Here is a 14,163-nt window from a genome sequence, read left to right on the forward strand (position 1 = left end):
TGCTGATTGCTTCTTTCTCTTAAGCTAGCACTAGAAAAATCCCTAGGCAGGCACGGCTACTCCTTGAGCACTACCTTGGGATGCAGGCGATCGCCCCCACTGATGCCAATGCCGACACAGGCAGTGGCAAAGGTGACGCCCACAACACTCTCCGCCGGCGGCAGCCCCTCACAAATCACGGCGCGGCCATGGTACCAGTCATTGAGTTGTGCTGCATTGAGTTCAAGCCACGGCAGATGCGAGAGAACCGCTTGGGGCGAGCACAGGGGTAAATGTTCTGGGGCAATGCTTTCTAGGCAATGGCTCTCCTCAATCCGCAGGCCGCTGCTTTCAATCCGTTGCAGGGCTGCCAGGGTGCCACCCACCCCCAGTGCAGCCCCCAAATCGCGGGCAAGGGCGCGAATATAGGTGCCCCTGCCACAGATAATGTGCAGGGTGAGTTCAGGATGACGACCCGGTTGCCAATCCAAGACCTCGATGCGGTACACAGTCACGATACGCGGCGGAACGCTCACTACCTCACCCGCCCGGGCACGGGCATAGAGCCGCTGGCCAGCCACTTGAATCGCACTGTAGGCAGGGGGCAATTGCTCAATTTCACCCATAAATTGAGGGAGCTGTTCTTGGATGGCTGCGAGCGTCAGGTGACTGGCCACCTGTTCTTGGCAAATTTCCCCCGTAATGTCATCGGTGGTGGTGGTAATCCCAAAGCGCACCGTGCCAATGTAGGCCTTGCGATCGCTGAGATAGGGCAGAAGTCGCGTTGCGGCCCCAAGGGCGATCGGCAGTACCCCAGTGGCCATCGGATCCAATGTGCCCCCGTGGCCAATCCGTTTAAGCCGCAGCCGCCGCCGCAGTTCATTAATACAGTCGTGGGACGTGCAGCCAGCAGGTTTATTCAGATTTAAAAAACCAAACATCAAGGGGTTGCAGTTGTTGCAGAACTCAAGGGTAACCCACTGACAAAGCGTTGCAGGGCAGCGATCGCCCGGTTGTAGTCAAGGGTTGAACTCAACAGGTTGCTCTGGGCTTGAATCAGAGCGGTTTCGGCATTGCTCACCTCCGCTTGGGTGCCAATCCCTGCTTGGAAGCGCAGACGAGCCAGGCGCAGTCTCTCCGTGGCTTGGCGTACCGCCGCTTCATTGGTGCGGATATTTTCCTGACTGGATTTGAGGGTGTAGTAGGCCTGCTCCACTTGGAAGCGAATTAAGTTGCGAAAGGCGGCATACTGGGCCTCAGCGATCGCAGCAGCCCTTTCCTGCTGGGCGGCACTGGCACGGGAGACTCCCCCATCAAAGAGGGTGAGGTTCAGTTGACCACCCACCGTATATCCCCAACGGGGCCCGACCCCATCGGTGAGGCTATCCAGGGTGTTAAAACTTCCCCCAGCCACCAACTGCGGGCCTAGGTTTGCCAGGGCAACCCGTCGTTGCTGTAGTGCCGCATTCCGTTGCGTCAGTTGCTGTTCCAACTCCACACGATTTCGAAAGGCCAAGGCAATACTCTCCTCCAGGGAAAGCTGCCATTCCCCGACCACCCGAATTGGGTCAGCGGCGCGCACATTAACCTTGTCATTGAGGCTGAGCACCTGTGCCAGTTGGCGTTGAGCCGTTTGCAGTTGGCTTTGGGCTTGCACCAATTGCTGCTGGTTATTGGCCAGTTGCACCTGTGCTGTAAGGACGTCAAATTGTGTGCCTAGGCCAGCGCGCTCGCGGGCGATCGCATCCCGCAGGCTAATTTGCGAGTTTTGCACTGCTGCTTCGCCAATGCGCACCAGCGCTTCCGCCTGTTGAATGTTGTAGTAGGCATTGGTAACATCCTGACGCAGTTGTTCCAATTGCCGCTGAAGATCCAGCTCAGCATTGCGCACCTGTTCCTGGGCCGCTTTGATACTGGCATCCCGCTGCCCAGAGGTGAAAAGGTTGTAGCCCAGTTGCACGGTGCTGGTCCACGTGTTGCTAGTGGAATTTACCCGCAGCGGCGGCGGCAGTTGGGCATTTTGCAGGCGAATCGCCGCTGAATCCGTGCGACTAATCCCCAATTGCAGGGAAATACTGGGATAGAGAGCAGCCTCCGCTTGGCGCAGCACTGCCCGACTTTGTTGGAGTTGCGCCTCAATAATTTGCAGTTGGCGATTATTCCGCCGAGCGAGTTCAAGCGCTTCGTTGAGGGTAATGGGGCGCTCCAAATCAATTTTCACTTGAGCGGGATGACTGGGGAGATAGAGGGGATCGGGATTGGGATTGAGGGGCAAGAGCTCTGTCGCCCTCGGATTGGGTTGGGCGATCGCGCCCGCCGCCATCGCGATCCAAACACTGGCCAGACTGCCCAGGAGCAGACTGCTTTGCTGGCAGATGAATTGTTGACCCATGCTCACTCCCCACACCGTTACAATTAGGGATTCTCGCTACCACATAAGACTATAACAGTCCTTTTCAAAGGAATCGTTTCCCGAAAGGCGGTACACTGACACTCAATTGGTTCACACTCCAGGCAACTCAAGGCTGGATTAAGCACTGTGGCAACCATCCTACGCACTTGGAGCTATCAATATCCTTGGCTCTACGACACCATTAGCACCCTTGCCGCCATAGCAGTTGGGGGGAGCGATCGCCTGCATCGCCTTGCTTGGCAAGATTTGAATTTACCCCGCACTGCTGTGGTTTTAGATCTGTGCTGTGCCCACGGCATTGTGACTCAAGCCTTAACTCAGGCCTTTGATCAGGTTACAGGATTGGATGCCTCCCCAAAGGCGATCGCCCGCGCCCGAGAGCGGGTACCCCAAGCCACCTATGTACAGGCCTTTGCTGAGAAGATGCCCTTTGCCGATGCCACCTTTGATCTGGTACACACCAGTATGGCGCTCCACGAAATGACCGCAGCCCAACTGAATGCCATCTTGGCGGAAGCGTGGCGGATTCTCAAGCCCGGTGGCTGGTTTGCCCTCATGGATTTTCACCGTCCCCAGGTGCCCCTCCTTTGGCCGGGGATTGCTCTCTTTTTTTGGCTCTTTGAAACGGAAACCGCTTGGCAACTGCTGCAAACAGACCTAGCTGAGCAGCTACGGCGACAGGGCTTCACTGTGGAGCGGCAGACTTACTACTTAGGACACAGTTTACAGGTTCTCCATGGCCGCAAACCCTGCGCGAACGATTAAGATATATGAACGACTTAGAACACGAGTGCGATAGCGATGGTAAGCTCACCGCCCCAACTGGAGATTAACTTAGAGACCGCTGCCGAATTTGTAGCGCGGCACATTGGCATTACGCCCAGCGATCTACCGCAAATGTTGACCCTGTTGGGGTATGGCAGCCTCAAGGAACTCATCAATGCCGTCATTCCGCCGGAGATTCGCTTGCAACGCCCTCTTGCCCTCGGTGAGGGCCTGAGTGAAACGGCAGCCCTGCAAAAATTACGCACCCTTGCCCAACAAAACCAAGTTTGGCGCAGCTACATCGGCATGGGCTACTACAACTGCATTACGCCTCCCGTGATTCAGCGCAACATTCTTGAAAACCCCGGCTGGTACACCCAGTACACCCCCTACCAAGCGGAAATTGCCCAAGGACGCCTGGAAGCCCTCCTTAACTTTCAAACCCTTGTGAGCGATCTGACGGGCTTGGCCATTGCCAATGCCTCCCTCCTCGATGAGGCCACGGCTGCCGCCGAAGCTATGACCCTGAGCTTCAATGCCTGCCGTCAAAAGGGCGCCAACTGCTTCTTGGTGGCCCAGGATTGCCATCCCCAAACCCTTGCCGTTCTGCGTACCCGTGCCCTACCCCTTGGCATCCAGATTGTGCCCATTGACCCAACGATCGCCAGTGAATTGCCCTGGGAGAATGCCTTTGGCCTCCTCTTGCAATATCCTGCTAGCGATGGCGCCGTGCGATCGCCCCAAGCCCTGATTGCCGCTGCCCATGAACGGGGACTTCTGGTGACCGTGGCCACGGATTTGCTGGCCTTGACCCTGTTGCAGCCGCCGGGGGAATTGGGGGCAGATATTGCCGTGGGTAGTTCGCAGCGCTTTGGGGTGCCCTTGGGGTATGGGGGTCCCCATGCCGCCTTCTTTGCCACCCGTGAAGAATTTAAGCGGCAGTTGCCAGGGCGCCTAGTGGGGGTTTCCCACGATGCTCTGGGTCAAAAAGCCCTGCGCCTTGCCTTGCAAACCCGCGAGCAGCACATCCGTCGCGAAAAGGCTACCAGTAACATTTGCACCGCCCAAGTTCTTCTGGCGGTTGTTGCCAGTATGTATGCCGTTTATCACGGAGCCGATGGGCTGCGGCAAATCGCCAAGCGCATCCATCAACAGGGAGTGAAATTGGCAGCAGGCCTAGAAGCAGCGGGCTATCAACTCTACTATTGTGAATTTTTTGACACCCTGCGCATTGGCTTGGGAAACCTGCCAGTGCAGGTGCTCAAGGAGCGGGCAGCAGCGGCACAAATCAACCTGCGCTACTTTGACGATGGCAGTGTGGGCATCAGCCTCGATGAGACCACCACCGAGAAAGATGTGGCGGATTTACTGGCCCTCTTTGGCGCCAGTCCTGCTGAAGTTGAAGGGGGCGATCGCCTGCCGTCAAGCCTGAAACGTCAATCCCCTTATCTCCAGCACCCGGTCTTTCAGGACTACCACAGCGAACACGCGCTGCTGCGCTACATTCATCGCCTTCAGGCCAAGGATCTGTCCCTCACGACCTCAATGATTCCCCTTGGCTCCTGCACGATGAAGCTGAATGCCACGGCTGAAATGCTGCCCATCAGTTGGCCAGAATTTAATCAGCTCCATCCCTTTGCTCCCCAAGAACAGGCTCAGGGATATCAGCAGCTCTTTCGGGAACTGGCGGCAATGCTGGCGGAAATTACAGGCTTTGATGCCATTTCCCTGCAACCCAATGCCGGCTCCCAAGGGGAGTATGCGGGACTCTTGGTGATCCGTCAGTACCACCACAGTCGCGGCGAAAGTCAGCGCAATGTCTGTCTCATTCCCACCTCTGCCCATGGCACCAACCCCGCCAGTGCCGTGATGGCTGGCATGGAAGTCGTGGCCGTCAATTGCGATCCCCAAGGCAACATTGACGTGGCAGATCTGGCGGCCAAGGCTGAGGCCTATGGCGATCGCCTAGCGGCCTTGATGATGACCTATCCCTCCACCCATGGCGTCTTTGAAGCGGGAATTGGCCAAATCTGCAACATCATCCATCGCTACGGTGGGCAAGTTTACATGGATGGTGCCAATATGAATGCCCAAGTAGGGCTGTGCCGTCCAGGGGACTTTGGTGCCGATGTTTGCCATTTAAATCTCCACAAAACCTTCTGCATTCCCCACGGGGGTGGTGGACCCGGGGTCGGCCCGATCGGGGTGAAAGCCCACTTAGCGCCCTTCTTACCGACAACACAGGTGATTCCCCAAGGATCAGAAATTGGCCCAGTGACCGCAGCCCCTTGGGGCAGTGCCAGTATTTTGCCGATTTCATGGATGTATATCACCCTGATGGGGGGGGTGGGGTTGACGCAAGCCACGGCGATCGCCATCCTCAATGCCAACTACATTGCCAAACGCCTGGAACCCTACTATCCCATTCTCTACAAAGGTGCCCACGGCTTGGTGGCCCACGAGTGTATTCTTGATCTGCGGCCCCTGAAAAAATCAGCGGGGATTGAGGTGGAGGATATTGCCAAGCGGTTAATGGACTACGGCTTCCATGCTCCCACTGTCTCTTGGCCGGTCCCCGGCACGCTGATGATTGAACCCACAGAGAGTGAAACCAAGGCGGAATTGGATCGCTTCTGTGAGGCGATGATTGCCATTCGTGCAGAAATTGCTGAAATTGAGGCCGGGGTGAGCGATCGCCAGCAAAACCCCCTGAAAAACGCCCCCCATCCAGCGCTGATGCTGGCCACAGAGCCATGGCCCTACCCCTACTCGCGGCAGGCGGCCGCCTACCCTGCCCCTTGGCTGCGGGAGTACAAATTCTGGCCAGCGGTCGCCCGTATTGACAATGCCTATGGCGATCGCCATCTGGTGTGTAGTTGCTCAGTACCCATCAGGGCACCCCAATCTTAAGCAAAGCTGAAATTTTTGCGGCGGTTGCCGATTCGCCTTGTCGAAGCCAAAAAGGGATTGCTAAAAGTAAGGCAGGTCAACCCCTAGGTGGTTTTATGACACTGGATAGCCTCGATACCGTTGTTCTCTCCCGTTGGCAGTTTGCCCTCACGGCCATTTTCCATATGCTCTGGCCAGTCTTGACGACGGGCATGAGTATTTATCTGGTCATCATTGAGGGGCTGTGGCTGAAAACCAAGAACCTGACCTACTATCACCATGCTCGCTTTTGGTCAAAGCTATATGTCCTCAACTTTGGCATTGGCGTGGCTTCGGGGTTGCCAATGGCCTTTCAGTTTGGCCTGAACTGGGCGCCCTTCTCTGAATCCGTAGGGGACTTCTTTGGTACCGTTTTGGGCTTTGAGGCCACCATGGCCTTCATGCTGGAAGCCAGCTTCTTGGGCATTATGATTTTTGGCTGGCAACGGGTACCCCCGGTGATGCACTGGATTTCGACCATCTGTGTTGCCTTTGGTGCCAACCTCTCTACCTTCTGGATTCTCTCGGCCAACTCATGGCTCCAGACCCCTGCCGGGGGCGTGTTTGTCGAGGGTAAATTCCGTGTTCAGGACTACTTCCAAGCGATCGCCAACCCCTTCATGGTCAAGAGTTTTGCCCACATGTTCTTTGCCACCCTTGAAACATCGCTTTTTGTGATTGGTGGCATTAGTGCTTGGTATTTGCTGCAAAACCGCCTGCCCAATTTCTTTACCAAATCCCTGAAGGTGGTGTTGGTCATGGCCTTGGTGATTGCCCCTCTACAGGTGTTTGTCGGCCACCTCAGTGCTGAGCAGGTCTATCACTACCAACCAGCCAAATTAGCCGCCATGGAGGCCCTCTGGGAAACTGTGCCAGCGGGTACCCCCGCAGACTGGAGTGTGATTGCCTTACCCAACGAGGCGGCAGAAATCAATACCTTTGAAGTGAAGCTCCCTGCTCTGTTGAGCTATCTACTGGAACTGAAGCCCAAGTTAGACGCCCCCATTCTCGGCTTGAAGGAGTGGGCACCCAGCGATCGCCCCCACCTGGTTGGCCTGATTTACTATTCCTTTCGACTGATGGTGGCCATTGGTCTGTACCTCGCTGCCCTGGCAATTGTCACGATTTTTGTTTGGTGGCGCACGGGTCTTGAGGGCGATCGCCTGCGCAATTACAAATGGCTCTGGTGGGGCTGGATTTTTGCGGGGCCCTTGGGGTACCTTGCGGTCGAAGCGGGCTGGATTGTGCGCTGTGTCGGGCGTCAACCGTGGATTGTCTATGGTCAGCTGCGAACAGCTGAAGCCGCTTCCGATTTACCCCCCCAAGTGGTGCTCTTTTCCCTCAGCGGCTTAGTTGCCCTCTACACCATTTTCTTCTTTGCGGCTCTTTTCTTTGGCAGTCGCATCATCCAAAAAGGCCCCAACGTTGCTTTACCAGTACCCGGCCAAGCCAATGCGGAAGAACTGGAAATTCGCATCAAATTGGCCCACCACCAACCCGATCGCCGTCCCCTAGAACCCCAGCAATAAGGAAATGGAAATTCCCATGGAAACCAATCCCCTTGCCCCCCTAGAGCACTTTCTGCCTCAGGCGTGGTTTTTATCCTTGGTCTTTTTCTGTTTCTCTACATTCTACTGGATGGGTTTGACCTTGGCATTGGCATTCTCTCCCTCACCAGTAGCGATGAACGCCGCCGCAATATCCTCATGACCAGCCTTGGCAATGTTTGGGATGCCAATGAGACATGGCTAGTGCTGATGGGTGGCTCCCTATTTGGTGCCTTCCCTTTGGCCTATGCCACCATTCTCAATGCCCTTTACCTGCCGGCAGTGATTATGGTGGTAGGGCTGATTTTGCGGGCAGTCTCCTTTGAATTTCGCGAAAATGCCAATAATAAACGGGTGTGGAACCTTGCCTTTGGCATTGGCAGTTTCCTGGCGGCCTTGGGGCAGGGCTTTGCAGTGGGCACCGTGTTTGAGGGCATCAAAGTCGATGCTGCGGGTCACTTTGCCGGCAGCATGTGGGATTGGTTGACATGGCACTCCGTGTTGGTGGCACTGACACTGATTCAGGGCTATGTGCTGATTGGGTCAACCTATCTGATTTACAAAACCACAGGTGAGTTGCAGCAAACCCACTACCGCACAGCCACAATTGCAGCCTGGACAACGTTTATCGGTGCTGTGTTGATTACCATTAGTGCCCCCATTTTCCATGAGCACTTGCGTGCCCAACTGTTTCAGCCTCCCCTGTTCTACATTTTTGCTGCAATTCCAGTTCTGGGTATCTTGCTGATTTTTCTACTGCTGCGTAGCTTACAAAAGCGTGAAGAAATCATGCCCTTAGTTTGGACATTTCTCCTGTTTCTCCTCTCATTTATTGGTTTGGGGTTTGTTATTTTTCCCAACATTATTCCTCCCAACGTCACCATTTACGAAGCTTCAGCATCTCCTAGTGCCCAAGTCTTTATGTTGATTTTTGTGGCCTTCTTAATTCCGATTATGCTGGCCTACAATCTCTACAATTATTTGGTGTTCCGTGGCAAAGTGGTGGCCTAGGTCTTGTCAGGCAATACCGATTAAAACAGCCGATGCAGTTTTCTGGGTATTTGAGCGCCCGGCTTTGTGAGCTGGCTGAGGCAGTATTGTTTGCCGGCATTAGGGAAACCTGCGCTGTTGATGATGAAAGGTACCGATTCATCCGAAAGGGATGATTCAGGCAGTGGTGAAAGCAGCGGGTTACGGGGGGTTACTCTCCTGATTTAACGTGATTTTTAACGTGATTGAGGAAGACTTTAGGGGACTGAAGTGAGGGCGGATGGATGCAGGGTCAAACCGTTCTATTGATGAGGTGATTCGCCAATTAGGGTGCTGGATAACGTCTCATTCTTTGTTGGAATAGCTATCAATGAAATAATCACAAAAAAATGGAAATAGCCTAGAAAGGGCTCAACCAGTCTCTCCAGCTTTGATAATTTCACATTCAGGTCACCGCGGGCTAAACGCTCCTAAGGGCCGAGCAGAGACGCGCCAACGCTCCCTGTGGCGAAATGTTATGTAGTCTAATGGCTAGTTTCAAACTGGATCAAAGCTAGTTTAAAAGCTAGTTTAAAAGCTAGTTTACACTAGTTTATTGGGTCAACTCCTTGATTAGGAGGTTGCCCATTTCGCGACAGCCCACAAGCGTGCAGCCCTCTGACATTAAATCGCCAGTGCGGTAGCCTTGATCTAAAACGGCAGTAATTGCCTCTGCGATCGCCTGCGCTGCCGCTGGTTGGTTCAGACCATAACGCAGCATCATTGCCGCACTGAGCACCATGGCGAGGGGGTTGGCTTTGTCTTGGCCGGCAATGTCGGGGGCCGAGCCATGAACCGGTTCAAACAGACCCGGCCCCGATTCCCCTAGGCTGGCGGAGGGAAGCATGCCAATACTGCCGGTGAGCATGGCAGCAATATCGGAGAGAATATCACCAAAGAGGTTACTGGTCACAATCGTGTCAAACTGTTTTGGGGCGCGCACCAGTTGCATTGCGGCATTGTCCACATAAAGGTGCGTTAGTTCCACATCCGGGTACTCAGCACTGAGGGCCGTCAGGCGATCGCGCCACAGTTGGGAAACTTCAAGGACATTGGCCTTATCCACAGAGCAGAGTTTGCCCTGCCGTTTGCGAGCGGTTTCAAAAGCAACACGGCCAATGCGATCAATTTCCGTGGCGGTATAGGCCATCGTATTCACCCCTCGCTGCTCACCCGTTTCGGTGGTGAAAATACCGCGCGGTTGACCAAAGTAAATGCCACCCGTCAGTTCGCGCACAACCATGAGATCCACACCGGCAATCACTTCCGGCTTGAGGGAGGAGGCATGGAGCAGTTGGGGAAACATTTGGGCGGGGCGTAAGTTGGCAAATAAACCTAGGCCAGATCGCAGGGCAAGTAATCCTGTTTCCGGGCGCAGATGACGGGGTAGGCTATCCCACTGGGTTCCGCCAATGGCAGCTAAAAGCACGGCATCACTTTGACGACAGGTTTCCAGCGTTGCTGCTGGCAAGGGTTCCCCCATAGCATCAATGGCGCAGCCCCCCACAAGGGCAGGAACAAAGTCAAAGTTCAGTTCAAAGCGAGGGGCGATCGCCCGCAACACCTCAAGGGCAACAGCCGTAATTTCTGGACCAATACCATCCCCGGCCAAAACAGCAATGCGATAGGTGGTTGCCATGCCTGTCTCAAAATCACCGATCTTCTAATCTACACCAGCAGCGGTCTTCCCTTGAGGCTATGGGGAGAGATAGCCATCCGGTAAAATCGCCTCGCTCATATCTACGGCACTAAGATCAACACCATTGAGGCTGGCACCGGTGAGAATCGCTTCAATGAGATTGGCTCCCCGGAGATCCGCACCGCTGAGATTTGCACCCATCAAGTTGGCGCCAATGAGAATGGCAGAGCTGAGATGGGCTCCCCGCAGCAGTGCTTGAGCAAGGCTCACCCCCCGCAAATCAGCTCCAACAAGATTGGCTTTGTCTAGACAGGCATGGCGTAAATTGGCTTCTTTGAAGGCCACTTCGCGGAGATTGGCTTCCTCAAGGCGAGCACGACGCAGATTCGCTCCGATCAAAATCGCCCGCTCTAGATTGGCCTGCTGCAAATTGGTGCCACTGAGATTGGCGCCCCGTAAATTGGCCTGCAGGAGTTGACTTTCCCGCAACACCGCATCCGTGAGATCGGCACCCCGCAGGTAGGCTTCAGTTAAGTTGGCACGGCTGAGGTTGGCACGCTCAAGTTCAGCAAGGGTCAGATCCGTGAGCGTCAAGTTGGCATCCCGCAAAATTGCTTCACTGAGTTGAGCACCGGTGAGATTGGCCTCACTGAGATCGGCATTGGCAAGGTTGGCACGGGTCAGATCTGCCCCTGTCAGGTTGGCCTTGCGCACAGACACCCAGCGTAGATCGGCACTGATTAAAATCACACCCCGCAGATCAGCCCCCCGCAAATCCGCTTGACTGAGATTCACACCAGTAAGAATTGCCCCCCGCAAATCGGCCCCTTGCAGATTCGTACTCTGGAGGGCAGCATCGGTGAGGTCGGCCCGGGAAAGATCAATGCCCGTTAGAATACAGCGGCTCAGGTTAGCACGGCGCAAGCGTACCCTCGCAAAGTCGCGATCGCCAGCGCTATAGCGTTTCAGTAAAACATCAGGTTCCACAGTCGTTGAGTCACGTCCTTAAGTAGCAGCTCCAGGTCTAGTTTCAGGGTTCCCCCAGCATTCGCTGAACCTACGGGAGTGAAGTGGGTTTTAGGCGAATTCGAGCGATGTAGTGGGTAAACCGATTATCCCGCACATGACTGGTGATGCCTAGGGCAGCAAAGGGTTGGAGCGATCGGACCACCTCAGGGGCCAGTTCGGGCAAGAGTAAGTTATTTTGCAATGACCCCAGGTTACTCAAATTCAGGTAAAACTGTGTGTCCTTGGGCTGGGGAAGTACCGCACGGTAAAGGGGAGAGTCGGCAAGGGAGCGCTCAGGCCGGCGACTCATATCCATCAGAGGACCGAGTCCCAAAAAGAGGATCTGGTCATTGAGCCAGCCGTGCTGCCCCACCGGCAAACCCGGGGGAATGCGCCAAGTAATGAGGGGTTGGGGGTCTGTTGCTGTTGGTTGCACTTGCCACCGCAGGCGATCGCGAATTTGGGTATCGAGTTGGCTAAGGCTTTGGCTGGCTTGGGGGCGATTGCTCGTCTGAGCCAGAAAAAGCAAACTAGGGGCATTTCCTAGGTTGGGAACGGGCACAAAGGCAGCGGCAAATTCACCATCCATCCAAGGCACAAAAGTCTGTTGCCAATCGAGGCCAGTGAGATCTTTAACCGTGCTGGCGATCGTTGCTTTGACCGAGGCGGGGGTATTCTGCCATAAATGCTTGAAGGAGCCTGTACTGTAAAAAGCAAGGGTTGTTTCAGGCACAAGACGGCTGAGTTCACGGCTTTGACCTTCCCTGACTAAGGCTTGATTCTGCTCAGGGCGCCAAGTCACTGCCTCCACTGCAATTTGCTCAGGAGTCATATCTGCGGTGAGCACGATCCCTTGCAGTTCCCGTGGCGGCTCAGGCAGATTTCCCTCAGGAGCAGCCATCTGACTGGCTAAAAAGGTGGGCAAGTTCAAGTAGAGTTCCACCAGGGGGCGGTGATTGGATAAGCCTTTGATGGCCCGTTGATAGGTGGGCTGACTGGCAATGCCGTTGTTGGCTTGGGCAGTGGCAATGACTTGTTGCAGGGCGCTCTGGTGCTGACTCCAGACGATGTAGGCGTGGTCTTGATGCTTGAGGAGAGCGATCGCGCCACTGTGGGGGTCAGGGAGAATTCCCTTGGCTCTAAAAATTTTCACCCCATTGATTTCTGTGATTGGTTCGCCAATCACCCTTTGCAGGAGTTGCTCCCCCATCGGTACATTCAGCGTTGGCACAACCCAAATGTAGGGCGGCACTGGCGATTCCTTGACCGATGCCGGGGTAATGGGCAGCAGCACAAGGGTGGCGCGATCGCCAATCAAGGGGCGCACGTCCTTGAGGTAATCCAATTGCGCCAGATTCACCCCCTCTGGCGAGAGAGGATCATAGGTGGGGTTCAACCACGGCTGGGCTTGTAGTAGGCCACTTTTGACAAGGGCTTCCCAAGGCTGGGGATCCGTGGGTAAGGTGAGGGTCAATAGGGCATTATTGGGGGCGAGCGCCATTCCAGGGGCAATTGGACGTTGACTGAAGCGTTGCCATAGGAAAACCCCGGCCGCAGCGGCTGTCCCGACAATGACCACGGCGACACCACCCACCAACCAAGGGCGAACTCGAAGGCGGGAGCCCACAGAAGGCTGCGATTGTGTAGTCATTGCCTTTCTCCAACGGGATTGTAAAGGGTTGTCCGCTGTCGCGGGGTTCGCCCCAAGGAGTGAATCGCTGCCACAAGCTCCCCTGGACTAACCCCCATGCCCCCCTGTGCTCCGGCCACTGATGTAATATGTTCTTCCATCAAGGTTCCCCCCAGGTCATTGCACCCCCAGTTCAGAGCCATTGTTGCCCCCCTAAGGCCTAGTTTGACCCAACTGGGCTGATGGTTGGCAATCCACTGCCCTAAAAAGAGCCGCGCCACTGCCGTCAGCACCAATGTCGGTAATAACTGCGGTTGGTGGCGTCCTACCCATTGTCGCATTGCTTTGGGGGCAAGTTCCCCAACGTAGGGCAGCAGGATAAACTCGGTGATACGGGCGGGATAGTTGTGTTCTAAAGCCTTTTGCTGAAGTTGCTGTAGGTGTTGTAGGTGAGCCACTTGATCCGCTGGCGTTTCAATATGGCCGCAGAGCATCGTACTGGTGGTCCACACCCCCAAGCGATGGGCAGTCTCCACAATCTCAAGCCAAGTGGCGGTGTTAATTTTCTCAGGGCAGATTTTTGAGCGCACGGCATCCACCAACACTTCCGCCGCGGTCCCGGGCATGGAGTCTACCCCAACTTCGTGGAGGGCGGCAATCACTTGGGCATAGGAGCGGCCATCCTCACGGGCAATGAATTGAATTTCTTGGGGCGAAAAGGCATGGAGATGGATCTGGGGAAAGGCTGTTTTAATTTCCCGCACCAGGCATTGGTAGTAGCGCAAACTGGAGCCGCCTTCCTTGGCGGCCGGATTGAGTCCCCCCTGCATACAGATTTCTGTAGCCCCTTGGGCAACTGCATCAGCCACTTTGCTCAGTATCGTTTCAATGTCGAGCCAGTAGGCATCCCCAGCGGTGGCATCGCGACGAAAGGCACAAAAGGCGCAGTGTTGCTCACAGATATTGGTGAAGTTGATGTTGCGGTTAATGACATAGGTCACAGTGTCTCCCACCTGTTGCTGGCGCAGGCGATCGCTAGCAACTTGCAGTGCCCTCAGCGGTGGGGGCAATGGTTCTTGAGGATCGCTGGTTGCAGCTATGGGAAGGGCGGTTGTCAAAAGACTGAAGGCCTGCTGGGCAGAAATGCCATTGTTAGTCAGAACCTCCTCTAGCTGGGCGATCGCCACTATGGTGTGCATAGGACGGACTCCACCTTCAGGACATT

At 55.1% G+C, this 14,163-nt stretch carries 9 protein-coding genes and 1 pseudogene; 4 read left to right on the forward strand and 6 right to left on the reverse strand.

What is annotated here, in order from left to right; translation table 11 throughout:
* Window positions 1-56: 56 nt before the first annotated feature.
* Window positions 57-920: a tRNA pseudouridine(55) synthase TruB gene (truB, locus tag NK55_RS04815; RefSeq protein ID WP_024124663.1), complete on the reverse strand. Its 864-nt coding sequence runs from the start codon at window positions 918-920 to the stop codon at window positions 57-59.
* Window positions 920-2,371 carry a TolC family protein gene (locus tag NK55_RS04820; RefSeq protein WP_024124664.1) on the reverse strand — a complete coding sequence of 484 codons (1,452 nt, stop codon included), beginning with the start codon at window positions 2,369-2,371 and terminating at the stop codon, window positions 920-922. The genes truB and NK55_RS04820 overlap by 1 nt, the downstream gene beginning before the upstream one ends.
* Before the next feature lie 147 nt (window positions 2,372-2,518).
* Between NK55_RS04820 and NK55_RS04825 the strand changes: the two genes are divergently transcribed.
* From NK55_RS04825 to cydB, 4 genes and pseudogenes are all read left to right on the forward strand, one after another.
* Entirely contained in the window at window positions 2,519-3,157 is a 639-nt protein-coding gene (locus NK55_RS04825) for a class I SAM-dependent methyltransferase (RefSeq protein ID WP_024124665.1), read from the forward strand.
* 36 nt (window positions 3,158-3,193) lie between these two features.
* Entirely contained in the window at window positions 3,194-6,067 is a 2,874-nt protein-coding gene (gene gcvP, locus NK55_RS04830; RefSeq protein WP_024124666.1) for an aminomethyl-transferring glycine dehydrogenase, read from the forward strand.
* 95 nt (window positions 6,068-6,162) lie between these two features.
* Window positions 6,163-7,614 carry a cytochrome ubiquinol oxidase subunit I gene (locus NK55_RS04835; protein WP_024124667.1) on the forward strand — a complete coding sequence of 484 codons (1,452 nt, stop codon included), beginning with the start codon at window positions 6,163-6,165 and terminating at the stop codon, window positions 7,612-7,614.
* A 16-nt stretch (window positions 7,615-7,630) separates the two neighbouring features.
* Window positions 7,631-8,643: pseudogene (cydB, locus tag NK55_RS04840) on the forward strand (cytochrome d ubiquinol oxidase subunit II).
* Between the two features lie 571 nt (window positions 8,644-9,214).
* Here the strand turns inward: cydB and leuB are convergent.
* The 4 genes from leuB to cofH form a co-directional block, all read right to left on the reverse strand.
* Entirely contained in the window at window positions 9,215-10,300 is a 1,086-nt protein-coding gene (gene leuB / locus NK55_RS04845) for a 3-isopropylmalate dehydrogenase (protein WP_024124669.1), read from the reverse strand.
* A gap of 57 nt (window positions 10,301-10,357) precedes the next feature.
* A complete protein-coding gene (locus NK55_RS04850) occupies window positions 10,358-11,287 on the reverse strand; it encodes a pentapeptide repeat-containing protein (RefSeq protein ID WP_024124670.1) in 930 nt (309 codons plus the stop codon).
* 70 nt (window positions 11,288-11,357) lie between these two features.
* Window positions 11,358-12,959, reverse strand: coding sequence for a DUF3352 domain-containing protein (locus NK55_RS04855; protein ID WP_024124671.1), 1,602 nt, complete (start codon window positions 12,957-12,959; stop codon window positions 11,358-11,360).
* Entirely contained in the window at window positions 12,956-14,137 is a 1,182-nt protein-coding gene (gene cofH / locus NK55_RS04860) for a 7,8-didemethyl-8-hydroxy-5-deazariboflavin synthase subunit CofH (RefSeq protein ID WP_024124672.1), read from the reverse strand. Before cofH ends, NK55_RS04855 begins: the two co-directional genes overlap by 4 nt.
* Window positions 14,138-14,163 lie beyond the last annotated feature (26 nt).

The organism is Thermosynechococcus sp. NK55a, from assembly GCF_000505665.1.
Classification (GTDB): Bacteria; Cyanobacteriota; Cyanobacteriia; order Thermosynechococcales; family Thermosynechococcaceae; genus Thermosynechococcus.

Excerpts from the sequence above, each read along its gene's own strand:
- NK55_RS04855 (WP_024124671.1), bottom strand. The coding sequence starts at position 12,959 with ATGACTACACAATCGCAGCCTTCTGTGGGCTCCCGCCTTCGAGTTCGC.
- NK55_RS04820 (WP_024124664.1), bottom strand. The coding sequence starts at position 2,371 with ATGGGTCAACAATTCATCTGCCAGCAAAGCAGTCTGCTCCTGGGCAGT.
- NK55_RS04835 (WP_024124667.1), top strand. The coding sequence starts at position 6,163 with ATGACACTGGATAGCCTCGATACCGTTGTTCTCTCCCGTTGGCAGTTT.
- cofH (WP_024124672.1), bottom strand. The coding sequence starts at position 14,137 with ATGCACACCATAGTGGCGATCGCCCAGCTAGAGGAGGTTCTGACTAAC.
- leuB (WP_024124669.1), bottom strand. The coding sequence starts at position 10,300 with ATGGCAACCACCTATCGCATTGCTGTTTTGGCCGGGGATGGTATTGGT.
- gcvP (WP_024124666.1), top strand. The coding sequence starts at position 3,194 with ATGGTAAGCTCACCGCCCCAACTGGAGATTAACTTAGAGACCGCTGCC.
- truB (WP_024124663.1), bottom strand. The coding sequence starts at position 920 with ATGTTTGGTTTTTTAAATCTGAATAAACCTGCTGGCTGCACGTCCCAC.